General features: G+C 60.1%; 21 protein-coding genes. 5 read left to right on the forward strand and 16 right to left on the reverse strand.

All coding sequences use genetic code 11. The features are described from left to right. Window positions 1-56 precede the first annotated feature (56 nt). Complete coding sequence (locus GM79_RS16805) at window positions 57-1,160, forward strand: ISAs1 family transposase (protein WP_035559885.1); 1,104 nt, start codon at window positions 57-59, stop codon at window positions 1,158-1,160. Between the two features lie 601 nt (window positions 1,161-1,761). After that, the gene (locus GM79_RS16815) at window positions 1,762-2,235 is read left to right on the forward strand and encodes a hypothetical protein (RefSeq protein ID WP_152560048.1); all 474 of its coding nucleotides are present in this window, start codon (window positions 1,762-1,764) and stop codon (window positions 2,233-2,235) included. Window positions 2,236-2,458: 223 nt separating this feature from the next. On the opposite strand, the gene GM79_RS16820 is transcribed toward GM79_RS16815, so the two are convergent. From GM79_RS16820 to GM79_RS16885, 16 genes are all read right to left on the reverse strand, one after another. Then, a complete protein-coding gene (locus tag GM79_RS16820) occupies window positions 2,459-2,680 on the reverse strand; it encodes a hypothetical protein (protein WP_152560049.1) in 222 nt (73 codons plus the stop codon). A gap of 213 nt (window positions 2,681-2,893) precedes the next feature. Beyond that, the gene (carB, locus tag GM79_RS16825; RefSeq protein WP_035566182.1) at window positions 2,894-6,124 is read right to left on the reverse strand and encodes a carbamoyl-phosphate synthase (glutamine-hydrolyzing) large subunit; all 3,231 of its coding nucleotides are present in this window, start codon (window positions 6,122-6,124) and stop codon (window positions 2,894-2,896) included. Between the two features lie 103 nt (window positions 6,125-6,227). Then, window positions 6,228-6,518 (reverse strand): GIY-YIG nuclease family protein, encoded by a 291-nt coding sequence (locus GM79_RS16830; RefSeq protein ID WP_200875621.1) that lies wholly within the window; start codon window positions 6,516-6,518, stop codon window positions 6,228-6,230. Between the two features lie 65 nt (window positions 6,519-6,583). Continuing rightward, window positions 6,584-6,874 carry a hypothetical protein gene (locus GM79_RS25040; protein ID WP_152560050.1) on the reverse strand — a complete coding sequence of 97 codons (291 nt, stop codon included), beginning with the start codon at window positions 6,872-6,874 and terminating at the stop codon, window positions 6,584-6,586. Window positions 6,875-6,999: 125 nt separating this feature from the next. Further along, window positions 7,000-8,076, reverse strand: a complete 1,077-nt coding sequence (carA, locus tag GM79_RS16835) for a glutamine-hydrolyzing carbamoyl-phosphate synthase small subunit (RefSeq protein WP_035566187.1) — start codon at window positions 8,074-8,076, stop codon at window positions 7,000-7,002. A 216-nt stretch (window positions 8,077-8,292) separates the two neighbouring features. Then, a complete protein-coding gene (locus GM79_RS16840; protein ID WP_081867833.1) occupies window positions 8,293-9,543 on the reverse strand; it encodes a 5-(carboxyamino)imidazole ribonucleotide synthase in 1,251 nt (416 codons plus the stop codon). Then, the gene (gene purE, locus GM79_RS16845) at window positions 9,540-10,052 is read right to left on the reverse strand and encodes a 5-(carboxyamino)imidazole ribonucleotide mutase (RefSeq protein ID WP_035566190.1); all 513 of its coding nucleotides are present in this window, start codon (window positions 10,050-10,052) and stop codon (window positions 9,540-9,542) included. The genes GM79_RS16840 and purE overlap by 4 nt, the downstream gene beginning before the upstream one ends. A 197-nt stretch (window positions 10,053-10,249) precedes the next feature. Further along, on the reverse strand, window positions 10,250-11,530 hold the full coding sequence (locus GM79_RS16850; RefSeq protein ID WP_035566193.1) for a dihydroorotase: 1,281 nt from the start codon (window positions 11,528-11,530) through the stop codon (window positions 10,250-10,252). Window positions 11,531-11,670: 140 nt separating this feature from the next. Continuing rightward, a complete protein-coding gene (locus GM79_RS16855; protein ID WP_081867834.1) occupies window positions 11,671-12,672 on the reverse strand; it encodes an aspartate carbamoyltransferase catalytic subunit in 1,002 nt (333 codons plus the stop codon). Window positions 12,673-12,751: 79 nt separating this feature from the next. Then, complete coding sequence (locus tag GM79_RS25045; protein ID WP_152560051.1) at window positions 12,752-12,997, reverse strand: hypothetical protein; 246 nt, start codon at window positions 12,995-12,997, stop codon at window positions 12,752-12,754. Window positions 12,998-13,325: 328 nt separating this feature from the next. Next, the gene (locus GM79_RS16860) at window positions 13,326-14,252 is read right to left on the reverse strand and encodes a GDP-L-fucose synthase family protein (protein ID WP_035566195.1); all 927 of its coding nucleotides are present in this window, start codon (window positions 14,250-14,252) and stop codon (window positions 13,326-13,328) included. 299 nt (window positions 14,253-14,551) lie between these two features. Then, window positions 14,552-15,664: a GDP-mannose 4,6-dehydratase gene (gene gmd / locus GM79_RS16865; protein WP_035566198.1), complete on the reverse strand. Its 1,113-nt coding sequence runs from the start codon at window positions 15,662-15,664 to the stop codon at window positions 14,552-14,554. Between the two features lie 297 nt (window positions 15,665-15,961). Continuing rightward, window positions 15,962-16,957, reverse strand: a complete 996-nt coding sequence (locus GM79_RS16870) for a hypothetical protein (protein ID WP_035566200.1) — start codon at window positions 16,955-16,957, stop codon at window positions 15,962-15,964. A gap of 13 nt (window positions 16,958-16,970) precedes the next feature. After that, window positions 16,971-18,389, reverse strand: a complete 1,419-nt coding sequence (locus tag GM79_RS16875; protein WP_035566219.1) for an MBOAT family O-acyltransferase — start codon at window positions 18,387-18,389, stop codon at window positions 16,971-16,973. Between the two features lie 144 nt (window positions 18,390-18,533). Continuing rightward, a complete protein-coding gene (locus GM79_RS16880; RefSeq protein ID WP_051718997.1) occupies window positions 18,534-19,367 on the reverse strand; it encodes a methyltransferase domain-containing protein in 834 nt (277 codons plus the stop codon). A gap of 447 nt (window positions 19,368-19,814) precedes the next feature. Then, on the reverse strand, window positions 19,815-20,573 hold the full coding sequence (locus tag GM79_RS16885; protein ID WP_072008646.1) for a LytR/AlgR family response regulator transcription factor: 759 nt from the start codon (window positions 20,571-20,573) through the stop codon (window positions 19,815-19,817). A gap of 443 nt (window positions 20,574-21,016) precedes the next feature. Here GM79_RS16885 and GM79_RS16890 point away from each other — a divergent pair, with 443 nt between their 5' ends. From GM79_RS16890 to GM79_RS16900, 3 genes are all read left to right on the forward strand, one after another. Further along, window positions 21,017-21,799, forward strand: coding sequence for a polysaccharide biosynthesis/export family protein (locus GM79_RS16890; protein ID WP_035566206.1), 783 nt, complete (start codon window positions 21,017-21,019; stop codon window positions 21,797-21,799). 50 nt (window positions 21,800-21,849) lie between these two features. Beyond that, complete coding sequence (locus GM79_RS16895; protein ID WP_035566209.1) at window positions 21,850-24,237, forward strand: polysaccharide biosynthesis tyrosine autokinase; 2,388 nt, start codon at window positions 21,850-21,852, stop codon at window positions 24,235-24,237. A 19-nt stretch (window positions 24,238-24,256) separates the two neighbouring features. Then, window positions 24,257-24,743: oligosaccharide flippase family protein (locus GM79_RS16900; RefSeq protein ID WP_035566212.1), on the forward strand; the 487-nt coding region annotated here is incomplete at its 3' end.

Raw genomic sequence — 24,743 nt, forward strand, 5'->3', positions numbered from 1 at the left:
CAGACTAACCGCACTATGTGCGCAAGGGTAAATTTGCGGCTTACCCCCTTGGTTCGATGTCGTTACTCACCCACTTAGCCGACGTGCCGGACTTCCGGCGGCAGAATAAAAACTTTCGCCACAAACTATTAGACATTCTCGTTATCAGCGTGCTAGCTGTGCTGAGCGGGGCCGACGATTTTGAGGAAATCGCCTGGTTTGGCCAGCAGAAAGAACCCGTCTTTCGGCGCTACCTCTCGCTGGACAACGGTATTCCGTCCGACGATACCTTCCGGCGGGTCTTTCAGCACCTGGACGCGGCGGCGTTCAACGCGGCCTTTCTGGCCTGGATGCGGCAGGTGCTGCCCGCCGACCAACTCGGCCAGGTTTGTATCGACGGTAAGACCCTGCGCGGCTCCGGCCCGCAGGCGCTGCACGTGGTGTCGGCCGTGGCCAGCGCCCAGGGCCTGAGCCTGGCCCAGGTGGCCACGGCGGGCAAAGGCCACGAACTGGCGGCCATCCCCGACGTACTGGCCCTACTCGACGTACGCGGCTGCCTCGTCAGCCTCGATGCGCTCAGCTGCCAACCTGCCATCGCGGCCCAGATTTGCCAGCAAGGCGGTGATTACCTGCTGGCCCTCAAGGAGAACCAGGCCACGCTCTTGGCCGAGGCCGAACGCGCCCTGGCTCAGGTGCCCGCTCGGCAGACGCTCGAATCCTGGAGCCTGGCCTCCCACAACACCCCGCTCTGCACCCAGGTCAGCGTCCAAACCGACCTGCGCTGGGTCGATGAAGAAGGCCGTTGGCCGGGGCTGGCCGCCCTGGTCCGGGTCGCGACCACCCGCCACCCGGTCGACGGACCGGCCCAGTCGCAGGCCGTGCGCTACTACCTCAGCAGCCGCGCGAGCCTGACCCCGGCCCAGGCCACGGCCGCCGTGCGCGACCACTGGGCCATTGAAAACAAGCTCCACTGGCACCTGGACGTGACGCTGGGCGAAGACGCCCACCGCTTGCGCCAGGCCCAAGCCGTGGAAAACCTGGCCCTCGTGCGCAAAATGGCGCTTAACCTGCTGCAACAGGACCCCACACGGGTCAGCATCAAGAAAAAACGAAAGCGGCTCGGATGGAACGATGCCTATTTAGAAGAGCTGCTGACCCAGATTTGCCACCAACTTGCATAGTGCGGTTAGTCTGAGCCGTCTGCGCATTTAAGTTGCTGAGAAAAATTTTACCCCAGGCTTAGCGGTTGCGTGGATTGGTCTGGTAATCCCGCTGGGCCAGGCAGCTTGCTGACGGCCTTTACCCGCAGGCCCAGCGCCTGGGCGGCGTGGTTCACCAGCGGGCCTTTATAGCGGCCCTCACCCCAGACGAGTTGCACGCTTTAATGGTCGTCAGTTGTCATATTTCTCGTATGGCATTTTTCAAAATGCTATACGAAGAGACAAGTCTGAAGCGTAAACAGCTGGTGGCAAAGCCCCGTCGGTATACCGCTGCGCCGCGGCGATTGGCTCAGGAAGGGGCGATTTTCCACATCTTTTGGTCCTTTCCAGCATTGAAATCAGGGCGCAACTGGATTTTTATAACGGCATAATTTTTTTTAGTAAAATTATAAATATATAATTTTACCGTGATAACATGAACTAAAGAAATGGCTCTCCGGTTATAGCCGCGACCTGTAAACTGGGTAGCGGAGTGAAGTTGGAACTGAAGTGGTAGTGAAGAGGAAAAAGTGCAGAAGAACTACGCAGTAGTGCGTGAAGTTGAATCCCTAACCATGCTTGTATGAAGAGAAAAAACCTAATACTTGGCTCATTGGCTGCCGTATGCAGTCTTGCCTCGTGCCAGAAGGAAGTTGAAGAAAATCCCACCCCACAGGTGGAAGTCACCAAAGCCAGCCGCTACGAGCAGTTGGTCGCACGGGATTGGCACCAGACGGCCCTCATTGTGAGCAATGTCGGCGGCGATAAATCAGAATCGGCCGATTTATTTGCGCACGTGAAACCTGGGATGCTCGATGCAAAGGTCGATTTTCAGGCCGATGGAGTAGTAACGGTGCTCAAAGGCGGCACCGAAGCCACACCCATCACAGGCCATTGGGAGTTGAGTGCGGCCTCCGATTCGATTACGCTTACCCTATCAGACCAGGCACGACACTTGGCTCTGACTGAACTGAATACGAATACCTTACGCCTCACATTTACCGATACGGCCGTGAACGGCAAAGTTTCAACCTATACCTCGGTATATTCCCGATAAGGGCACCAGTTCCTCCAATTCACACTCCCAACACAAGGGCTGGGCTTGCAATGCCTTGTCCTTCACCAAAACTCAAAAAGCGTCGGCCGAAAGGTCGGCGCTTTTTGAGTTTTTAACATGTTTATCAAGTAGTTGCGCGGCTACCATGACACCTTCAATGAGCAGGGGCAAGTTCATGCTCTCCATCTTCGCTTCGCTGGCCTAGTACGGCCTTGGTAGCATCCTAGAGAAGCCTAAGGTCGGTCAGCAACTGGATGCCGCCTAGGGCAAGCACATCGGCCGGCCCAAAGGGCTGGATGTCGAGAAGCTGGCCAAGGTAAAAAAGGCGCTCAAATAAGGCCTGTCCGTGGTCGAAACCGTGAAATTGACGGGTATCAGTCTCTCCAGCGTCAAACGATACCGCAAGCACCTGCCGGCCGTGCTTACCTAATGGAAGAGTATTCAAAAAGCATGGGGTAGTCGCGCTCACTACTTTCTTGACCGCTGCCACCGAAAAGCGTGTTGGTAGGTGCGGAACCAATTGCCCTATACTTTTTGATGCTCTCCCTAGATGCTCAACGAGGAGGGGAAGGCGTATTTCCCGCTTCATGGCCACTGACGGCGCAAGCCCTCATGGCTCATTACCCTGACTGCCCTACAGCTTTTTGATGCGCTGTCCCTACATCGCCTTATACTCCCCCCAGCTCTTAATCTTCAAATCCTTCATCTCCAGCGTGCAGAAGGCCTTGATAAACGCCTTGGCCAGCCGCGCGTTCGTCAGCAACGGCACGCCGGAATCTACCGCCGTGCGGCGGATTTTGTAGTCGTTGTCCAGCTCGCCTTTCGACAGGTTCTTGGGGATGTTGATGACCAGGTCGATTTTCTTCTCCTTGATATACGTCAGCACGTTGGGTTCCTGCAGGTCGCTGGGCCAGAAGAGCAGGCTGCTGGGTACGTTGTTTTCGGCGAAGAAGCGGTGGGTGCCCTGGGTGGCGTAAATCTGGTAGCCGCGCTTCACCAGCAGCTGGGTGGCCGAGAGCAGCGCTACTTTCGACGTGATGGGGCCGCCGGAAATGAGCACCGTTTTCTCGGGGATTTTGTAGCCCACGCTCAGCATCGATTTCAGCAGGGCTTCCTCGGCGGTGTCGCCCAGGCAGCCTACCTCGCCGGTGCTCACCATGTCCACACGCATCACCGGGTCGGCACCGGGCAGGCGGGTGAAGGAGAACTGCGGGGCCTTCACGCCCACGAAGGGCAGGTCATAGACCCGCTCGCTTTCGTCACGCTCCACCTTCTTGCCCAATAGCACCTGGGTGGCCTTTTTGATGAGGTTGTTGCCCGAGATTTTCGACACGAAGGGGTAGCTGCGCGAGGCCCGCAGGTTGCACTCAATCACGCTGATGGCTCCGTTTTTTTCCAGGAACTGGATGTTGAACGGGCCACTGATTTCGTAGCGGCGGGCCACCTTTTCGGCAATGATTTTGAGCTTGCGGATGGTGCCCACGTACACCCGCTGGGGCGGGTAGTACATGGTGGCGTCGCCGGAATGCACGCCGGCAAACTCCACGTGCTCGGAAATGGCGTAGCTCACGATTTCGCCCCGGTCGGCCACCGCGTCCAGCTCGATTTCCTTGGCTTCCTGCATGAACTCGGACACCACCACCGGGTATTCGGCGCTTACTTCCTTGGCCGCTTTCAGGAATTCTTCCAGTTCGAAGTTGTTGGACACCACGTTCATGGCCGCGCCCGACAGCACGTAGCTCGGCCGGATGAGCACCGGGTAGCCCACTTCCCGCACAAACTCGTGCATGGCTTCCAGCGAGGTCAGCTCCTTCCAGCGCGGCTGGGCAATGCCCAGCTCGTCCATGATGCGCGAGAACTTGTGGCGGTTCTCGGCTTCGTCAATATGCGCCGCTGTAGTACCTAGGATGGGCACTTGCGCCTGTTCGAGGCGGGTGGCGATGTTGTTGGGAATCTGGCCGCCGGTACTCAGAATCACGCCGCCGGGCTGCTCAAAATCCAGGATGTCCATCACCCGCTCGAAGCTCAGCTCCTCGAAGTAGAGCCGGTCGCTCACGTCGTAATCGGTCGAAACGGTTTCGGGGTTGTAGTTGATGAGGATGGTTTTGTAGCCCTCTTCGGCGGCCGTTTGCACGGCCTGCACCCCGCACCAGTCAAACTCGACCGACGAGCCGATGCGGTACACGCCCGAGCCCAGCACCAGCACCGACTTGGCGGTTTCGCGGTCCAGGTCGTTTTCGGTGCCGTGGTAGGTGAGGTAGAGGTAGTTGGTTTTGGCCGGGAATTCGGCGGCCAGCGTGTCAATCTGCTTCACCACGGGCAGCACGCCCAGGGCCTTGCGGCGGGCACGCACCAGCAGCTCGTCGGCCTTCACGTCACCTTCGCCCAGTAGCTGCACGGCAATCTGCTGGTCCGAAAAACCGGCCTTTTTCACCTCGCGCAACAGCTTGGTTTCCAAAGAATCGAGGCCCCCGGCGCGGCCGGTGGCCAGCTGCTGGCCCAGCTTGAAAATGGTGAACAGGCGCTGCAAAAACCAGTGGTCGATTTTGGTCAGCTCGTGCACCTGCGCCACCGAGTAGCCCGCTTCAAAGGCCCGGTTGATGGCGAAAATGCGCTCCTCGTTGGGCTCGCTCAACTGCTGGTCGAGGGTTTCGGGGGCCAGGGCATCGGGGCGGTTGGCCACGAAGCCGCGCCGGCCGGTGTCGAGCATCCGCAGGCCTTTTTGGATGGCTTCCTCGAACGATTTCCCTATCGCCATCACCTCGCCCACGCTCTTCATGGCCGAGCCAATCTGGCGGTTCACGCCCGCGAATTTGCCCAGGTCCCAGCGCGGCAGCTTCACCACCACGTAGTCGAGGGCGGGCTCGAAAAAGGCCGAAGTCGTCTGCGTCACGCTGTTTTTCAGCTCGGCCAGCGAGTAGCCCAGGCTCAGCTTGGCGGCCACGAAGGCCAGCGGGTAGCCCGTGGCTTTCGAGGCCAGCGCCGACGAGCGCGAGAGGCGGGCATTCACCTCAATCACGCGGTAGTCTTCGGACGCGGGGTCGAGGGCGTACTGAATGTTGCACTCGCCCACGATGCCCAGGTGCCGGATGGTTTGGATGCCGATGGTGCGCAGTTTGTGGTACTCGCGGTTGCTCAGCGTCTGCGACGGGGCCACCACGATGCTCTCGCCGGTGTGGATGCCGATGGGGTCGAAGTTCTCCATGTTGCAGACCGTGATGCAGTTATCGAACTGGTCGCGCACCACTTCGTACTCCACTTCCTTCCAGCCCTTGAGCGATTCTTCCACCAGCACCTGGTCCGACGTCGTGAAGGCCTGCTGCACCACCGCCCGCAACTCGTCCGGGTTGTTGGCGAAGCCGCTGCCCAGCCCGCCCAGCGCAAACGCGGCCCGCACGATGATGGGGAAGCCGATGGTTTCGCCGGCGGCCAGGGCGGCATCCATGCTGGTGCAGGCCACGCTGCGGGCCGAGAGCACGCCAATCTGGTCGAGCTTGACCTTGAAAATCTCCCGGTCCTCGGTGTCGATGATGCTCTGCACGGGCGTGCCCAGCACCTGCACGTTGTACTGCTCGAACACGCCAGCGCGGTACAGGGCCACGGCGCAGTTCAGGGCCGTTTGGCCACCAAAGGCCACCAGAATGCCATCGGGCCGCTCCTTTTTGATGACTTCCTCCACGAAGTAGGGCGTCACGGGCAGGAAGTACACGTCGTCGGCCATGCCGTCGGAGGTCTGCACGGTGGCAATGTTGGGGTTGATGAGGATGGTGCGGATGCCTTCCTCCTTCAGCGCCTTGAGGGCCTGCGAGCCGGAATAATCGAACTCCCCGGCCTCGCCAATTTTCAGCGCGCCGGAACCGAGGATGAGTACTTTGTTAGGTTTGTTCATGCTAAGGGTTGGGTAACAGACTGCCAGGAGCAGTCAGAACGTCATGTTGAGCGGAGCGCAGCGGAGTCGAAACATCTCTACCGCTTCGTTGAATTCGTTGGGGTCAGCCTTTCCAAGTCTCTAAATCAATGGCTTTCCACGTCGGATTAAACGCGCCAATCAGTGTATCTTTTTTCCGGCGGTTCCAGCCTTTCAATTGCTTTTCCCGCGCAATGGCCTGCGTTGCATCGGGTGCTATTTCAAAGTACACCAGCAAATCAGCCTGATACCGTCCAGTAAATTTCCCGGCGTTACCCCGGTTTTCGCTGTGCTCGTACAGTCGACGCGTGAGGTCGTTGGTGACACCGATGTAGAGGACGGTTTGGGTTGGATTGGTCAGGATGTAGACGTACATGCTGCGGAGAATTTACAACGTCATGCCGAGCGTAGCCGAAGCATCTCTACCGCTTCGTTGTATCTCTAATTTGCTTCAATCTTAAGTGGAGTGTTAATATTTCCTGTGATTCTGATAACGTCGCCACTCTGCATTTCAATGGCAAACGATTCTTCAGAAACCGTGACGGCATTTACTTGTGCACTCGGTCCCCATTCAAAATCTCTAGTGGCGTGCAATGCAGTTGCGTTGATAATTCTCAAAAGAAAAACGGGGTTTGAGGCAGTTCGTAGGTGAATGTCTACTATGCCGGTTACCCAGATAAAATCGACATTCACCAAAGTGGCATCGTGTAAATCTTCAAGTACGGATGTCATCTTTAGTTTTTTGGTTACTTACTATTTGAGCAATTTTGCGTTGGCAACGAAGCGGTAGAGATGCTTCGACTTCGCTGCGCTCCGCTCAGCATGACGTTCTTTTTATTGCGTTCTGCTCGTTCTGTTTATCGTCCCGCTTTATAATCCACCACCGCCGCCAAAAAGTCATCAAACAGAAACTCCGTATCCTGCGGGCCGCCGGCGGCTTCGGGGTGAAACTGGGTGGAGAAAAACGGCTTGGACGTGTGCTTGATGCCTTCGCAAGTGCCGTCGTTCAGGTTCTCGAACAGCATCTGCCACTCGGCGGGTAGCGTTTCGGTATCCACCGCGAAGCCGTGGTTCTGGCTGGTGATGTAGCAGCGCTGGGTGCCGGTGAGCTTCACGGGTTGGTTGTGGCTGCGGTGGCCGTATTTCAGCTTGAAGGTGTCGCCGCCCGCCGCCAGGCCCATGAGCTGGCTGCCCAGGCAGATGCCGAAAATGGGCCGGTCCTGGGCCAGGGCGGTTTGCAGGTGCCGGATGGTGGCTTCGCACATTTTGGGGTCGCCGGGGCCGTTGCTCAGGAACAGGCCGTCGTAGGCTAGGGTCGTGAAATCGTAGTCCCAGGGCACGCGAATCAGCTCCACGTCGCGCTCCAGGAAGCAGCGGATGATGTTGGTTTTGGTGCCGCAGTCCACGAGCACGATTTTGTGCTTGCCGCTGCCGAAGTGCTGTACGCCGGGCTGGCTCACCTGCGCCACCAGGTTGTCGAGGTTGGGGTCGTGGAAGGGCACGTCGGTGTCGGCCACGATTTTGCCCAGCATCGCACCTTTCTCGCGCAGCTTCTTGGTGAGCATCCGGGTATCGACGCCGCAGATGCCGGGGATGTTGTACTCCTTCAGCCAGTCGCCGAGGCTTTTGGCGGCGTTCCAGTGGCTGTGCTCCTCGGAGTAGTAGTTCACCACGAGCCCGGCAATGTGGATTTTGTCGGACTCGAAAATGGCTGAAATCGACTCGTACAGCTCTTCGCCGGGCACGCCGTAGTTGCCCACCATCGGGGTGGTGAGCACCAGAATCTGGCCGGCGAAGGACGGGTCGGTGAGGTTTTCGGGGTAGCCGGTCATGGCCGTGCTGAACACGACTTCGCCGGCGGCGGAGGTGAAAGCGCCGAAGGATTCGCCGGTGATGGCGGTGCCGTCGGAGAGGGTTAGGGTTACTTGTGGCATGAGTTGTTCTGGCGGTAACCTCACCCCCTAGCCCCCTCTCCAAAAAAGAGGGGGGACTAGTTTCTAGTTTTTAAGTCTAGAAAATGGTGGGGTGGTAAGGGTTTGAGACTGGAAGCGGAAAACCTGATTTTAGAGCTAGAGGTTAGTTCCCCCTCTTTTTTGGAGAGGGGGCTAGGGGGTGAGGTTACGGTAGAGCGAATTGAAATCAAACTGCCGCTAAAGAGCATCCAGACCCGGCAAGCCGAGCAGACCAGCGGCGCGGCGCGCCACGGCTCTCACACTGCCAACATCCGAGCCGGTGATGGTCAGGTGGCCCATCTTGCGGCCGGCGCGTGCGTGCATCTTGCCGTACAGGTGCAGGTGCGTGCCTGGCAGGCGCAGCACGGCGGGCCAGTCCGGCTCCCGCGGTTGACCGCTGGCATCAAACCACACGTCGCCCAGCAGGTTGAGCATGATGGCCGGGGAATGCTGACGCGGCTCCGGTAAGGGCAAACCCGCCAGGGTACGAACCTGCAGGTCGAACTGCGACACGTCGCAGGCATCCAGGGTGTAGTGCCCGCTGTTGTGCGGGCGCGGGGCCATTTCGTTCACTACCAGGCCACCGTACTCGATGCCATCGTCTATCACGAAAAACTCGACGCACAGCACCCCGACGTAGCCCAGATGCTGCGCGATGGAAATGGCTGCGGCGCGGGCCCGAGCGGCCAGGGCGGGTGGCATAGTTCCTTCGTAGGCGTGGGTCGCGGCCAGAATGCCATCTACGTGCACGTTGCGCTGCGGCGCGAAGCTGACAACCTGCCCGTCGTAGCCGCGCGCCACTAGTACCGAGCACTCGGCGACTAGCGGCAGCCGCTTTTCCAGTACGCAGGCGGGGCTGCCCAGCTCGGCCCAGGCGGCGGCCAGCTCACCGGCGGTATTCACGCGCACCTGGCCCTTGCCGTCGTAGCCGAGGCGCGCCGTTTTCAGGATGCCGGGCAGCAAATCGGCCCGTTCGTCTTGGATGGCCTGGAGTTGGGCCGGGGTTTCGAGCACGGCGTAGGGCGCACAGCTCACTCCCGATTTGTCGGCGCAGGCCGCGAACAGGGCTTTTTCCGCGATGCGGTTTTGGGCAATGCCCACGGCCGCCGCGCCCGGCACTACGGGCCGCGTTAGCGCCAGCGTTTGCAGGGCCTGGGCGGGCACGTTTTCAAACTCGGTGGTGATGGCCTGGCACAGTTGGGCCAGCTGTGCCAGCCCGGCCGGGTCGTCATAGGCGGTCTGGATGTGGTGGTGGCTCACCTGCCCGGCGGGGCTTTGCGCGTCGGGCTCGAGCACGGCGGTGCGGTAGCCCAGGCGTTGGGCGGCGTGCACGAACATTCGCCCCAGCTGGCCGCCGCCCAGTACGCCCAGCGTGGCTTGCTGGCCGGCGGTATCCGTGCTGCCCGGCAAAATGGGAGTCATCGGGGCCTCGTGAAGTCCGGCGCTCATAGCGGCAGGGTCATGGCGCGGGCGGCTTCGGTTTGTTCGGCGCGAAACGCCAGCAGCTTGGCCGCCAGGTCCGGGTCGTGCAGCGCGAGCAGGCTCACGGCGAACAGCGCGGCATTCGCCGCTCCCGCGTTGCCAATGGCAAACGTGGCCACCGGTATTCCTTTAGGCATCTGCACAATGCTGTGCAGCGAATCCATGCCCTGCAAATGGCGGCTGGCTACCGGCACGCCCAGCACGGGCACCGTGGTTTTGGCAGCCAGCATCCCCGGCAGGTGGGCGGCACCGCCCGCGCCGGCAATAATGGCCTGCAAGCCGCGTGGGCCAGCTTGTTCGGCATAGGCAAACAGGTCGTCGGGCATGCGGTGGGCCGACACTACGCGCGCTTCGTGGGCTACGCCGAAGTGCGCGAGCATCTGCACGGCGTGCTGCATGGTGTCCCAATCGCTGCTGGAGCCCATGACAACGCCGATAAGCGGCTTTGGGGTTTCGGGGATAGAAGGAGTAGTCATTGGGTATTATTTAGTCGGTCAGTCGTTCGTCATGCTGAGCTTGTCGAAGCATCTCTAACGCTTCGTTGCTTTAAGTAGGTTACTTGACGGTCATGCTGAGCTTGTCGAAGCATCTTTACCACTTCGTTGCGTCGATTGATTTACTACTGCGGGAGAGATGCTTCGACAAGCTCAGCATGACCGTCAACCTTTTTCAACTATTCGCGCTCCAGTAAGATTTCCGTGCCTAAAATCACCAGGTCTACCGAGCCTTTCAAGGTCTGGTCGAGGAAGGGCGTATTGTGGGATTTGGATTTCATGAATTCCCGCGTGAAAGTTGTTTCCGCTTCGGTATCGAATAAGAGGCACTCGGCCGTTTGGCCGACTTCGATGGTGGCTACCGGCAGGCCCATCAGGCGGCGGGGCTCCGCCGAATAGCGCTTCACCACCACGTCCCACCCGAATTTTTCGGGCCGCACGAAGTAGTGATAGAGCGAGACCAGCGCCGTGTCCAGGCCGGTGATGCCGTTGGGCGCGCTGATGAAGTCCTGGGCTTTTTCGTACGGCGTATGCGGGGCATGGTCCGTGGAAATCAGGTCGAATACGCCTTCGATGAGTCCTTCGAGCAGCGCGTCACAATCGGCTTGTGTCCGCAGTGGCGGGTTCATCTTATAGTTCGTGTCGTAATCGCCGATGTGTTCTTCGGTGAATAAGAGGTGATGCGGAGTCACTTCCGCCGTCACCTTCACATCGCCGCGCGATTTCCACCAACGGATGGTTTCCATGCCCATCTTGCTGGAAACGTGCTGGATGTGCACGTGCGCGCCCGCCGCGTGGGCCAGGCGAATGTCGCGGTCGATGATGATTTCCTCCGCGCAGGCCGGTGAGCCCTTGATGCCGAGCCGGTAGCTCATCACCCCTTCGTTCAGCGCGCGCGGCCCGGCCAGCTCCGGCACCTCGCAGTGGCTGGCGAAAAACATCCCAAACTCGGTGGCGTACTGCATCGCCCGCAACAGCACCGCCGGGTCGTTGGTGGTATCGCCGTCGTCGGTCAGCATTTTCACTCCCAGCTCGCGCATCCCGTCGATTTCGGCCAGCTCCTTGCCATCGCGGTTTTTGGTGACGCAGCCGGAGGTGTAAATCGGAATGCGGGACCGGTGTTTGGCATTGTCGAGCACGGTGGCCACCACCATGGCTGAGTCGATGGCCGGGCGGGTGTTGGGCATCATCACCACGCCGGTAACGCCGCCGTTGATGGCCGCCTCGCTGCCCGTAGTAATGGTTTCCTTGGCCTCAAAACCGGGGGCGCGGAAATGGACGTGGGCATCAAACATGGCCGGCATCAGCACCCGACCCCGCGCGTCGATAACGCGGGCACCCTCGGGAATGGTCAGGTTGTGGCCGATTTGCTGAAATTTCCCTTCGACGATTAGCACATCGCCTTCGAGAAGTACGGGTGAATTTTCGGAGGCAATACGGGCGTTTTGAAGGAAGAGCATGGAGGAATTATTTCTGTAAACTGGCCAAGCGGGTTGGGAGGGCTTGGCTATTGGCGAAAAAGAAGCTGCTTATAAAGTTAATTGACCGTCATGCTGAGCGAAGTTGAAGCATCTCTACCGCTTCGGTGCAACGGTATTGGTTAGCTGCGAGGTAAAGAAGCTTCGGTAAGCTCAGCGTGACGGTCAGCAGACCGGCCGAACGTCGGCTCTGCCCGCGACGCTTTCCCGCCCGGCGTGAGCCAGTCGAGCACGGCCATCCGAATGACGATGCCGTTTTCGACCTGGTTGGTAATAAGGCTGCGCTCGTAGTCCATAACGGCGTCGCAGAGCTCAACCCCGCGGTTCACGGGGCCGGGGTGCATGATGTAGAGGCCGCGTTGTTGAATTTCCGCCAGCCGGTCGTTGGTGATGCCGTAGAGCCGGTGGTATTCCCGCAGGCTGGGGAAGAACTGCACATCCTGGCGCTCCATCTGCACGCGGAGCAGGTACACCACATCGGGTGCCCAGGCCATAGCCGCCTGGTAGTCGGTGAAGCGGCGGATGGTGGCCGGGCCATGTTTGGGTACCAGCGACCCCGGCCCGAGGTAAGCGACCTCGACGCCCAGCTTTTGCAACAGGGTGCTGGTGGAGCGGGCAACGCGGGAGTGCAGAATATCACCGATGATGAGGACTTTTTTGCCCCTCGGGTCGGGAAATTTTTCCTTGATGGTGAAGGCGTCCAGCAGGGCTTGGGTGGGGTGCTCGTGCGCCCCGTCGCCGGCGTTGATGACCGAGGCCGTGGTCTGACGGGCAATCAGGCCGGGCAGGCCCGAGCGCCCGTGGCGGACCACGATGTAGTCGGTGCGCATGGCCTGGAGCGTCTCCACCGTTTCGCGCACCGACTCGCCCTTGGTGATGGAGGAGTGAGCGATGTCGAAATTCGTTACCCCGGCGGAAAGGCGTTTGGCTGCCACCTCAAAGGAGGAGTGCGTCCGGGTGCTGTCCTCATAGAAAAGCATGAGTACGGACTTCCCCTCAAGAGCCGGGACTTTGTTCACCGAACGATTGGTGAACAGCTGCTTAAAGGAAGTGGATTGGTCGAGGAGGAACTCGATTTCCTCCCGTTGCAGGGATGCGATGTCGAGCAGGTCTTTACGTGCCATACCGGAGTTGAGGAAAAGTGAGGGTGTCGGGACTATTGGTTTGCGTTCGGAAGCGGCTACGGGACAGCCACCAACGAACTCATTGGGCATAAAAAAACCGTTTCGGAATCCGAAACGGTAGCGAGGCAACACCCAAAAAAGCAACGGAAATGCCAGCGGCAAAATCGGAAAAACCGACAGTAGCAAAGACCTTCCGGTCCTCTCGTGGGTCCTTGCCGAGCAGTGTCCCACGCTTCATTAACTGGGGTTTTGGTTGAAGCACGGTGCAAAAATACGGTATTGTTACGCCCGGCAATTCACCAGCAATGGCAATTATTTTTTGCACCGCTTTTCTCAAGTTTTATTTTCGACCTAACGGGCCAGACGACGCACTTTTTGTTGCTCTTTTTGTAATCAAAAAAACCCCGAGCTCATGTAGCCAATTGCTTTGCACCCGCAATGCTCTTTAACTTTGGCTCTTTATTCCGCACCCTCAGCTGCTGGTGCAAAATAATCAGGGCAGTTGGTTGATTAAGGACCAGCGCACGCAAGCCCTTGACCGGCCGGGCCGGCCAACAGGTCGCGTGCGCTGTTCGGGCCGGCGAAGTGTCGCAGCTCCGGGAATTTGCTTTAGAACCTGCTGAATGTGCCGGGTGTGTCAGCAGTAGTGGCGCTCAGACGGTGACAAAGGCTTCGCGGTAAACGGCTTCTATGCCTTCGCGCAGGCCAATGGAATACTCCCAGCCAAGGTCGCGCAGGCGGCTCACGTCAAGCAGCTTGCGGGGTACGCCGTCGGGTTTGGAGGTATCGAATCGGATGGCGCCCGTGTAGCCCGTTATTTCCCGAATCAGTTCGGCCAGGTCGCGAATGGAAATGTCGCGGCCTGTGCCAATATTAACCGGTTGGCCATCGTCGTAGTGCAGCATCAGATGCAGGCACGCATCGGCCAGGTCGTCAACGTGCAAAAACTCGCGGCACGGTTCCCCGGTGCCCCAGATTTCCACATTGGCGTGCCCTTCCTCCCGGGCTTCGTGAAATTTGCGCAGCATCGCCGGCAGCACGTGCGAATTTGCTAAGTCATAGTTGTCGCCCGGACCGTAGAGGTTGGTGGGCATGGCGCTGATGAACCGATGCCCATACTGAGTACGGTAAGCCTCACACAGCTTCAGGCCTGCAATTTTGGCTATTGCATAAGGTTCGTTGGTGGGCTCCAGGGGCCCGGAAAGCAGCGCCGATTCTTTGATAGGCTGCGCGGCCAGCCTCGGATAGATGCAGGATGACCCCAGAAATAAGAGCTTTTTGACGCGGTGCTGGTGGCTCTGCGCAAGCACGTTGCTCTGAATCATCAGGTTATCGTACAGAAAATCGGCCCGGTAGGTGTTGTTGGCTAGAATGCCGCCCACCCGGGCGGCCGCCAGCAGCACGTATTCGGGCTGCTCAGCAGCAAAAAAATCGGCCACATCGGCCTGGTTGCGTAAGTCGAGCTCCTGAGAGGTTCGGGTAAGGAGGTTGAAATAGCCCGCCTGCTCCAGCCGGCGGACGAGCGCTGAGCCGACCATGCCACGATGGCCGGCCACAAAGATTTTGGCGTCTTGTTCCATGAGCAGCAGGTCGTTAAGAACGGGGCATTTGTGGTGCTGAGCGGTGAGCTACAAGCTTTAATATTTTAATTGTCATAGGACTTACGCACTCTGTCGCTGGCGCGCGTCTCCGACGCGTTGCCTACTGGTTTCGCGTCTGTGACGCGCGGGGCCAACGAGACCAGATGGGGCGAAAGGCGGCGTTTGGAAACGCCAAGCCAAGAAACCACGCGTCAGAGACGCGCGCTAGCGGCGGACTGCGTAAGTCCTGTGTCAATTGGCTGGTAGCCATTCAACACGCTTTTGCACAACTAATTGCCTCATTCATAGGCATTTAAGGTGACGTGGCCGCCTTGATGCAGGTAGGCATCGCGGCGAAAGAGGGCCAAATCGGCTTGCACCATTTCCTGCACCAGCGCGGCCAGGTCGTAGCGGGGCTGCCAGCCGAGTCGGGTTTTGGCCTTGGTAGGGTCGCCAATCAACAGCTCCACCTCCGTGGGGCGGAAGTAGCGCGCATCAATTTTCACCACCACATCGCCGGGCTCCAGCCCGAAGTCGGAATTGTGGCAGTACACAACGCGCGCCGACTCTTCGACGCCTTCCCCGCAAAACGCAAGCTCAATACCGAGCTCGGCAAAAGCGAGCCGGACGAACTCGCGCACGGTCGTCGTGACGCCGGTCGCAATTACATAGTCTTCGGGCGTGTCTTGTTGCAGCATGCGCCACATGGCCTCCACGTAGTCTTTGGCGTGGCCCCAGTCGCGCTTGGCGTCCAGATTGCCCAGAAACAGTGTTTGCTGCAGGCCCAGGGCAATGCGGGCGGCCGCCCGCGTAATCTTGCGCGTCACGAAGGTTTCGCCGCGGAGCGGGCTTTCGTGGTTGAACAGGATGCCGTTGCAGGCGAACATGCCGTAGGCCTCGCGGTAATTCACCGTTATCCAGTAGCCGTAGAGTTTGGCCACGGCGTAGGGCGAACGGGGATAGAACGGGGTAGTTTCGCTCTGGGGTACCTGCTGCACCAGCCCGTAGAGCTCGGACGTGCTGGCCTGGTAAATGCGCGTTTTAGCGGCCAGGCCCAGTATGCGAACTGCCTCCAGGAGGCGCAGCGTGCCGATTCCGTCGACGTCGGCGGCATACTCCGGCGTGTCGAACGACACCTTGACGTGCGACATGGCACCCAGGTTATAAATCTCGTCGGGCTGCACCTGCTGGATGATGCGAATCAGGTTGGTGGCGTCCGACAAGTCCCCGTAGTGCAGTAAAAAGCGGCGGTCCCGCACGTGCGGGTCCTGATACAGGCGGTCAATTCGCTCGGTGTTAATCATGGAGGAGCGGCGCTTGATGCCATGCACCTCGTACCCTTTACTGAGGAGTAGTTCGGCCAGATAGGCCCCGTCCTGGCCGGTGACCCCGGTGATAAGTGCGCGCTTCATATGCAGGGAGAAAAAGGGTTGAGACAGCAAATGGGCCTTGTGCGAAAAAAGGCGCTGTAATTGATTGGAAAATTAGAAGCGGCGTTTAGCTTAAAATATGATTATAAACATTTTAAATAAAAATTTACGGCTGGTTTCATCTATTCCGAAGCCTACAGCAGAATACCCACGTGTCTATAAGTTCCGCGCAAGCCATTGAGCCGCTGGCAATTGGTATAATGTTGCGCATTGCCCGGCCCCTCACGGGCTTGGCCCCAGCGGCCGCCTCCGGGCCCACGCGCAGACGCCGAAACCGCTCTAGTTAGCGCCCGCCGCCAGTGGGGCTGGCTTGAAGGGCGGGCCCTGGATGCGATGCGCCGCCCTGCCGCCCGCCGGCTTCAGCTGCTCGTGGACTTGCCGGACCAGCACGCTGCTGAACAAGGGAATGCCGTTCGAATTCAAGTGCCCAACGTCTCGCCACAGGTATGCGCTGCCCTGCAAAGCGGGCATGGCGCGCTGGCCATAGTTGAGGTAGGGCACCTCGTGTTTCCGGAGCAGGGAGTCGACCAGCGCCGCGGCGCGCGCCAGGCGTGGAGGCGTCCGGTAGTAGGGCGAGGTGAAACAAATGAGGTTCACCCGCGCGGGCTCACACAAGGAAACGAATGCCTGCAGCTCCTGCAGGGGGGCACGGTTTAGCTTAGCCGGGCGCTGCTGCAGCTGCTGGCTGGAGTAAAGCGTGTTGAGACTGTCGCGGTGGCTGGGCGCCAGGGGCTGGAAGCCATAATCGGTGGCGGTGCCGGGCAGGAGCCAGTTTTTGGCCAGGGTAAGAAGCCGGCCGTTGTGCCGGTAGAGGGCCGAATGGAGCTTCACCCGTTCGGCCCAGCCCTGGGCGTTGAGGTGGCGCGTTACGTAGTCGTTTTGCCCATAGAAGTAGCTGAGCAGCTGCAGCTGCCCGGTGTCGCTTTCCTGGGCGTATTCCTCCAAATCTATGTGCAGCACCACCACTGCGGGCAGCTTCTGCGCCTGCTGCATCACCGATACCAGTCCCGTGCTCAGTGCCTGGCCGCTGCCGTTGTGGGCAATGGTGAGCGCGCCCGGCCCAAAGCTGGCCGGGTCGACGTTGCAGCCCACGCGCGAATTGCCCATCAGTAGCACAGCGGGCGGGGCCGGGCGGGCCAGGTAGCCGCTTATTTGTCCGCCGTTTTGCCCGCCGCGCGCGCTGCTCCACCAATGGTTTAGTACCCGCCCCCCCACGCCGTCAACAACCAGCAGGCAGCCGGAAAAAAGGGCCAGGAACAGAAAAAAGGGCCGCATGATGCCTCGTTTTTTAGAATTGGAAATAAATAAACTGCCCGCCTGAGGATACCCCGAAACACAAAATCAGCACCGTCAGCGCCAGCGACACGGCCAGGGGCCGCCCCCACCCAGTCCGCGGCGAGAGCTGCTGGAAGGTGTAGCGGCGCAGAAAGCCAAACTCTACCAGCAGCAGCAGGCCCACGGCAAGCAGCATGGGCACCCAGATATTGGTGGTAGGCAGGAGCCCGTCGGTGAAGGAGGCCGGCGCTGCCACAATGTGGCCCACAATGTAGAGGGCCTGCGAAAAGTCCGGGGCGCGGAAAAACACCCACGTCAGACAAATCAGGTGGAAGGTGACCAGCATCCGCCCCAGCTTGGCCGGCCCGCTCAGGGGGGCGTCTACGCGCACACCCAGGAGCTTTTCTACGCTCAGGTACAGGCCATTGAGAAAGCCCCAGACCACGAAGTTCCAGGACGCGCCGTGCCAGAGCCCGCCCAGCAGCATGGTTAGCAGCAGGTTGCGATAGGTGCGCCACCGGCCATCGCGGCTGCCGCCCAGGGCAACGTAGAGGTAGTCGCGCAGCCAGGAAGAAAGCGAAATGTGCCAGCGGCGCCAGAACTCCGTCACGCTCTTGGCCGCGTAGGGCATGCGGAAGTTTTCCATCAGCCGGAACCCCATCACCTGCGCCGCGCCCAGGGCCATATCCGAGTAGCCGGAAAAGTCGCAATAAATCTGGATGGCAAAAGCATAAGTGGCCAGCAGCAGCGCCAGCCCGGAGTGCATGGGGTAATTGTCGTACACCGAATTGACGTACTGGCCGAGTACGTCCCCAATGGCAACCTTCTTAAACAGTCCCCACAGCATCCGCTGCAAGCCAATTATCGTCTGCTCGAAATCGAAGCGCTGGACTTTGTAGAACTGGGGCAGAATGTTCTGGGGGCGCTCTATCGGCCCGGCCACCATCTGGGGGTAAAACATCACGTACAACGCGTAGATGCCCAAATGGCGCTCGGCCGGAAAATTGCCCCGGTACACCTCAATGGTGTAGCTCATGGCCTGAAACGTGTGAAACGAGAGGCCAATGGGCAGGATGATATTCAGGTAGGGCAGCTCGTAGGGCGTGAGGTGCAGCCCCGCCACCAGCGCATTCACGTTGTCGGTGAAGAAGTTATAATACTTGAAAAACGCCAGCACCCCGAGGTTGGCCACGAGGCTCAGAATGAGGTAGTGCTTGCGCCGTGGGCCCTGAGCCCGCTCTATCTGGATGCCGGCTACGTAGTCGATGCCAATGGTAAAGAACAGAATCAGGACGTAAGCCGGAATAAAGGCCATGTAGAAGCCGCTGCTGGCCAGCAGCAGCAGCAGCCAGCGGAACCGATGCGGCAAGGCATAGTACAGCGCCGTGACTACGATGAAAAAAACCAGAAAAGCGATAGAATTGAACAGCATAATCAGGAATGGAATGGCGTTGCACAGCGCGGCCCGCAAGCGGAAAGCGCTGGCCAAAAGCCGCCTAAACAATCAGATGCCTCAAGAAATCGCCCACCCGGTATCTCCGCCGCCGGTGGTTGGGGCGCATGGCGCTGCGGCCCCCTACCCGGCCCGCGCCGCAAGCGGCGCGGCCTTTTCCGGGGCCGCTTTTTTGAGCAGGAAATACGCGAAATGATTGTCGCCATTCAGCGGCTGGTGCGGCTCCAGGTACAGCAGCTGGGGCTCTAGGCCGCACTCGGTGGCCAGGGTCCAGAATTCCTCGATGAAAAAGGTGGTCATATTGCCCATATTTTTGGCGTAGCCCCAGTGGTACGAGCGACTGTTGAGCTGGTGCGTGCAGTACTTAATCTGAATCAGCGCGCAGCCGGCCTCCTCCAGAATGGCATGCATCGTTCGGAGTACCCGCAGGGCGTAGTTTTTGGAGGGAAATACACAAAAAACATACGTCGAGATAATCAGGTCGCACGGCTCCGGAATAAGCGTGGCCACCCGCTCGGGCTGGGCCGCGTCGAACAGGACCGGGCGGAAATTTTCCAGCCCCACGTCCTGCATCTGCCGCCCGCACTCGTCCAGGCTGGCCTGGGTTATTTCGACGCCGTAGTACGAGCGGGCGCCCGGGCCGAAATGCACGGCGTTGGTACCGCCGCCACAGCCCCAGTCCACCACCCGGCGCGGCGTGGCCGTCAGCCAGTCGGGGCCCAGAAAGCGGTGCAGAATCCGGAGGTTATTGTAGCCAATGGACAGCCACCGCTCGTCCTGCTCGAAGATGCTTTGGCCGCGAAAGTGCGCGGGCCCGCCGTCGCGGCCCTGGTTGGAGAGACGGTTCCAATAGGCCTGCGAATCGGCAATGATGCTTTCCTCCGACTCACGAATGCCCACGTAGTTGTCCAGGAGCCGGCGGCTCACCCGGATGGCTCTTTCTAAGTGCTGTTTCATGGCGCGGGCGCAGTTACGCGGTTAGTTTATTGCTTCAATACATTAGACTTGTTCCCGAATAAGCAGAAACGAAAAAAGCGAGTCATGACCGTCGATTTTATACTTTTTTGTATTTAGGAACAAGTCTATTGATTTTAAGCAGTCACGCATGAGGGTGATACATTTTTTCACCGCTGCTTGACAACTGAATTACAGCGCGAATGTCAGCACGCTACAAGGCTCATTGATTGAGGAAAATCAATATGTTGGCTGTTCGATATCATTTTCCGGCGGGGTGGATGAGCGGAGCGAAAATTTCCATCAGCACTTATGCTGTGGAGGGCGCGCGCGCGGCTGCTTTCGAGTTCTTGCGAGCTATCCGGGCAGGCCCTGCCGCTGCCAGCCCGGCAGTTGCAGCCCCCGCCAAACGCGTGCTGCCGGCCCCGTGCCACCACACCGCCCGGGCAGCTATAGGCTTCGGATAGAGCTGAAAAGCGCTTCCTGGTAGGACCGGGCCAACGGAATTTCGTAAGCTCCGACAACCAGCCGGTTGTCCTCGATACTGTCGATGAGACGGGTGTTGACAATGTAGGACCGGTGCACGCGCTGGAAGTGGGCAAACGGAAGGCGCTCAGTCAGTTGCTTGAGCGTGGCATGGACGATGTATTTGTGATTGGCCAACACTAGCACGGAGTACATCGACATGGCTTCGATGTAAAGCACTTCGTCGAAGTTGAGCTTCACCAGCCGGTTGTTCACCTTCACGAACAGTTCCGACAAGTTGTCAAACTTGTTGCTTTTAGCGGGTAGGGGCGGCAACGAAGCCGGTTCTAGTTCCAGTGCCAGCGCGGCCCGGCGGCGGCGCACGGCCACGTCCACTGCCAGCCGAAACCGGCCGTAATCCAACGGTTTGAGAAGGTAACCGGTGACGTTCAACTCGAACGCTTCTACCGCGAGGTCCCGATGCGCAGCCACGATAATAATTTCCGGCGAGGGGCTCGGCAGTAGCGGTATCAGCCCGAGGCCGCTCAGTTCGGACTGCTCAATGTCGAGCAGTAGCACATCGACTGCTGGTTGCTGCTGCATGAAGCGCAAGGCCTGCAGCCCATCGGGCAAGCTGGCCACCAGCTCCAGGGTCTCGGTGAGCCCGACTAAATTCGACAGGGTGAGCCGACTGGTGTCGTTTCCGTCAGCTATAAGACAGCGAAGTGGAGGGAGCTCAGCCATAGCGCATGTTATTAATCTGCTACAAGGCCCTGTTTTACTAATTATTAAGCGTTAGTCAGGACAGCGGGGAATAGGGGATTCGTGCTCGAATATATCGGATGTATTTAAAACAATCAATAAACATGTAAATATACGTGTATTAAATAATATTTAATGGCCACACTAAAACTGGCCATCTCAATTCTGGTGGCCCGCGCCACCGCCCGCCGGTGCGGAGCGGGACGGGCCCGCCCGCCCGCAGCCATTGTAAAACGTCGGCCAATCACCTTGGCAATTAGTTACTTATCGCCGGGTCAATGAACTGAGCATCCTCAATCCCAAAAGTGATGCTCCTCATTTTGATGGAAACGGGAAGCGACGAGTTTTGTCAGGCCACCCGGCTACCCGCTTTGTCCTTGTGGAATGGGTATTTCCGGTGGTTCAGGCTTCTTCTCCGAACGTCCATGCGCTTACTCCCTTCTCTCTGCATCTGGTGCCTGCTGCCAGGGCTGGCGCTGCTGAGCAGCTGCGTAACCCAGAGCCAGCTGCCGTACCTGCAAAACGCGGGCTATTCGAGAACCGCCGCCACGGCCGTCGCGAACACGCCGCCCAGCTACCGCATTCAGCCCAACGACGTGCTTTCGGTGCGGGTGCAAAGCTCGCAGCCCGAGTTCAATGAGCTTTTTAACGTGGCCGATGCGCGCGCCATGTTTGGCAGCGACCCGGGCATGATGTTCCTGAGCGGCTACTCGGTGGGCAACGACGGCAACATTATGCTGCCCACCGTGGGCCGGCTGCAAGTGGCCGGCCTGGACATAATAGCCGTGCAGGCGGCGGTGCAGCAACGCGTGAGCAGCTTCGTGCGCGGGGCCAACGTGGTAGTGAAGCTGCTGAGCTTCAAACTCACGGTGTTGGGCGAGGTGCGCAGCCCGGGCCATTATTTCGTGTACAACGGCAAGGCCACGGTGCTGGAAGGCCTGGGCCTGGCCGGCGACCTCACCGAATTCGGTAACCGTCAAAAAGTTAAGCTGATTCGTCAAACCCCCACCGGCTCGGAGGTGGTGCTGCTCGACCTCACCGACCCCACCCTGCTGGCTTCGCCCTACTACTACCTGCTGCCCAACGATGCCGTGTATGTGGAGCCCCTGCGGGCCCGAACCGCCCGCGCCAACGCCGGCAACCTGGGGCTGGCTTTCTCGGGCATTTCGGCCGTGGTGCTACTGCTGAGCTTTCTCAAAATCAACTAATCATAGGACTGGGGCGGCTTTTTGTCCGCTGCCGGGGCCTTGGCATTCGCATGAAAACGCCTCCTGTATCGGCCGTCGAAGAACTGGACTTGAGCCTGTTGCTTTTCAAGCTGCGGCGGCGCTGGCCGCTGTTTGCGGGGGCGCTGGCGCTGGCCGGGGCGCTGGCCTACCTGTACCTGCTGCTCACGCCGCCCATGTACGGCCTGCAGGCTACCATGCTGCTCGGCGACCAGGCCACGGGCTCGAAACGGGCGCAGGAGCTGCTGCAAATTTTGGAAGTGCACGACAAAGGCTTGAAAATGGAGGACGAAGTGGGCCTGATTACCTCGGCCGGCGTGGTGCGGGAAGCCCTGCGCCGCCTACCCTACGCCGTGGCCTACTACCGCGAGCCCGCCTCGTGGCTGAACCGGCTGCGGCCGGTACTGGTGCGCGAGCAGCCCGCCGCCGCCATGCCGTTCCGGGTGCTGGCCGACCTGACCGTGCCCCAACTGACGGACGTGCGCATTTACGTGGCCCCAGCCGGGCCGGGACGCTACCGGCTGCAGGCCGCCGCGGCCCGCAGCCAGCTGGCCGACCTGCCCACGGGCCGCCTGCTGCGCGAGGTGTGGAACGTACAGCTCGATACGACCATCGTTGCCGGTGCCACCCTGCGACACCCTTTGTTGCAGGTGGTGGTGCAGCCCGTGCCCCAAGTGCCGTTCGAGGCCGGTGCCGGGCGCTACTACTTTGTGCTTAGCGACGTAGACGGCGCGGCCGGGCGCTACGCCAACGGCCTGGCCGTGCGCCCCATCGACCACGACTCGCGCATCGTGGAGCTGCGGCTGAAAAACAGCTTACCGGCACGAGGACAGACTTTCTTAGACACGCTGATGGCCGTATACGTAGCTGCCGACCTCCGCGCCAAAGACCTGACCGGCCGCAAAACCCTGGCGTTTCTGGACGAGGAAATCTCCCGGCTGACCCTTAGCCGCCGCCGGGCTGCGGGGGCGCTGTCGGTGTTTCGGGCCACGCGGGGCATGGTCGACGCAGACGCCCAGTCCTCGTCGAGCATACAGCGGCTCGGCGACCTGGAGGCCGCCCGCGCCCGCGCGGCTACCATGCGCCGCTACAGCCTGAGCCTGCTGGCCTACCTGCAAGCCAACCGCGGCGGCCAGATGGCGTCGCCCAGCAGCGCGGGCATCGACGATGGCGTGCTCAACAGCCTCATTCTGCAACTGAACGAGTTCAACAGCCGCCGGGCGGCCCTGAGCGTTAACGGCAGCAGCAGCAACCCGCTGATAGTGGTGCTCGACGAACGCATCAGCAACACCAAGGAGGCCCTGATTCAAAACCTGACCAACATGAGCCGCAGTGCCGACATTGGCCTGCGCGACCTCGACGCCCAATTGGCGCGGGTGCGCGGCCAAATCAGCCGGCTGCCGGAAGATGAGCGCCAGCTGGCCTCCCTGAAGGGAGAAAGCGACTTTAACGAGAAGAACTACAGCTTTTTGGTGGAGAAGCGCAACGAGGCGGCGCTGGCGCTGGCCACCAACACCACCGACAAGCGCGTGGTAGACCGTGCGCAGCTCAGCAGCGCCGGTCCGGAATCGCCCAATTTCAAGCTGGTGGCCCTTATTGCGCTGCTGGCGGGGCTGCTGCTGCCCACCGGCTTGGTGCTGCTGCTCGACAAGGCCAACCAGACCGTGCAGGGCCAGGAAGACCTGGCCCAGATGACGAACATTCCGGTGCTGGGCGTGGTGGCGCACGGCACCCGCGCCGAAACCAAAGACCTGGCGCATCGCAGCAAAGGCCCTATTGCCGAGTCGTTTCGCTCCATTCGGGTAAACCTGCAGTACCTGGCGGCCGGCCCCGACAAGAAAGTGCTGGGCGTGACCTCCACGGTGCCCGGCGAGGGCAAGACCTTCTGCGCCGTGAACCTGGCCACGGAGCTGGCCCACTCGGGCCGCCGCGTGGTATTGGTCGAAACCGACCTGCGGCGGCCCACCGTGGCCGCCTATTTCCCCGCGGCCGCCCCCTCCCGCCACGGGCTGGCCAGCTACCTCAGCGCGGAATGCTCCCTGGACCAGTGCCTGGCCTTCAGCGGGGTGCCAGGGCTCGACTTTATTCCCTGTGGCCCGGTGCCGGGCCGGCCTTCCCAGCTTCTCGAAACCCCGCGCATGGCCCTGCTGCTGAATTTGTTGCGGGCCGAATACGATTACGTGGTGCTGGATACGCCACCAGTGGGCTTCGTGGCCGAATATTTCGTGCTGGTGCAGCACCTCGACGCCACGGTGTACGTGGTGCGCTATAACTACACCAACCGCGGCCTGGTGAGCCGCATCAACGAACTGTATCAGGAAGAAAAAATCAGACAGGTGTACCTGGTTATCAATGATGTGCGGTTTGCCGGCAGCTATGAGTACCGCCACCAGGGCAACGCCTACAGCTACTACAAGTAACGATTTTGCCCGAACCCGCATGGCTGCTGCTAAAAACCTGACGACTGCCACCCTGCACAGCATGAGCTGGAGCACGGCCGCCACCGTAATCACGGCCGTGCTCCAGCTGGGTTACACCGGCGTGATGGCCCGGCTGCTGGCGCCGACCGCCTTCGGACTGGTGGCGCTGGCGGGGGTGGTTATTCGCTTCGGTACCTATTTTTCGCAGATTGGGCTGGAGCAGGCCCTGGTGCAAAAGCCCGACATGAGCGAGGAGGACGTGCGGGCGGCCTTCACGTCGGGGGCGCTGCTGGGGGCGGTGAGTGCGCTGGTGCTGGCCGCTGCCGCCCCGCTGGCCCGGCTGGTATTCGACGAGCCGGCGGTGGTGCCGCTGGTGCGTCTGATGGGCCTGGGGCTGCTGCTCAACGGCTTGTCTGCCACCGCGCTGAGCATTTTACGCCGCAACATGGCCTTTCGGACCCTGGCCGTTATCGAAACCAGCGCCTACGTGCTGGCTTACGGCGGGG

This window comes from Hymenobacter sp. IS2118 (genome assembly GCF_000715495.1).
Lineage (GTDB): Bacteria > Bacteroidota > Bacteroidia > Cytophagales > Hymenobacteraceae > Hymenobacter.

Bases quoted from the DNA above. Each gene is read 5' to 3' on its own strand.
- GM79_RS16805 (WP_035559885.1), top strand. From the start codon at position 57: ATGTCGTTACTCACCCACTTAGCCGACGTGCCGGACTTCCGGCGGCAG.
- GM79_RS16815 (WP_152560048.1), top strand. From the start codon at position 1,762: ATGAAGAGAAAAAACCTAATACTTGGCTCATTGGCTGCCGTATGCAGT.
- carB (WP_035566182.1), bottom strand. From the start codon at position 6,124: ATGAACAAACCTAACAAAGTACTCATCCTCGGTTCCGGCGCGCTGAAA.
- GM79_RS16830 (WP_200875621.1), bottom strand. From the start codon at position 6,518: ATGTACGTCTACATCCTGACCAATCCAACCCAAACCGTCCTCTACATC.
- GM79_RS25040 (WP_152560050.1), bottom strand. From the start codon at position 6,874: ATGACATCCGTACTTGAAGATTTACACGATGCCACTTTGGTGAATGTC.
- carA (WP_035566187.1), bottom strand. From the start codon at position 8,076: ATGCCACAAGTAACCCTAACCCTCTCCGACGGCACCGCCATCACCGGC.
- GM79_RS16840 (WP_081867833.1), bottom strand. From the start codon at position 9,543: ATGAGCGCCGGACTTCACGAGGCCCCGATGACTCCCATTTTGCCGGGC.
- purE (WP_035566190.1), bottom strand. From the start codon at position 10,052: ATGACTACTCCTTCTATCCCCGAAACCCCAAAGCCGCTTATCGGCGTT.
- GM79_RS16850 (WP_035566193.1), bottom strand. From the start codon at position 11,530: ATGCTCTTCCTTCAAAACGCCCGTATTGCCTCCGAAAATTCACCCGTA.
- GM79_RS16855 (WP_081867834.1), bottom strand. From the start codon at position 12,672: ATGGCACGTAAAGACCTGCTCGACATCGCATCCCTGCAACGGGAGGAA.
- GM79_RS16860 (WP_035566195.1), bottom strand. From the start codon at position 14,252: ATGGAACAAGACGCCAAAATCTTTGTGGCCGGCCATCGTGGCATGGTC.
- gmd (WP_035566198.1), bottom strand. From the start codon at position 15,664: ATGAAGCGCGCACTTATCACCGGGGTCACCGGCCAGGACGGGGCCTAT.
- GM79_RS16870 (WP_035566200.1), bottom strand. From the start codon at position 16,957: ATGCGGCCCTTTTTTCTGTTCCTGGCCCTTTTTTCCGGCTGCCTGCTG.
- GM79_RS16875 (WP_035566219.1), bottom strand. From the start codon at position 18,389: ATGCTGTTCAATTCTATCGCTTTTCTGGTTTTTTTCATCGTAGTCACG.
- GM79_RS16880 (WP_051718997.1), bottom strand. From the start codon at position 19,367: ATGAAACAGCACTTAGAAAGAGCCATCCGGGTGAGCCGCCGGCTCCTG.
- GM79_RS16885 (WP_072008646.1), bottom strand. From the start codon at position 20,573: ATGGCTGAGCTCCCTCCACTTCGCTGTCTTATAGCTGACGGAAACGAC.
- GM79_RS16890 (WP_035566206.1), top strand. From the start codon at position 21,017: ATGCGCTTACTCCCTTCTCTCTGCATCTGGTGCCTGCTGCCAGGGCTG.
- GM79_RS16895 (WP_035566209.1), top strand. From the start codon at position 21,850: ATGAAAACGCCTCCTGTATCGGCCGTCGAAGAACTGGACTTGAGCCTG.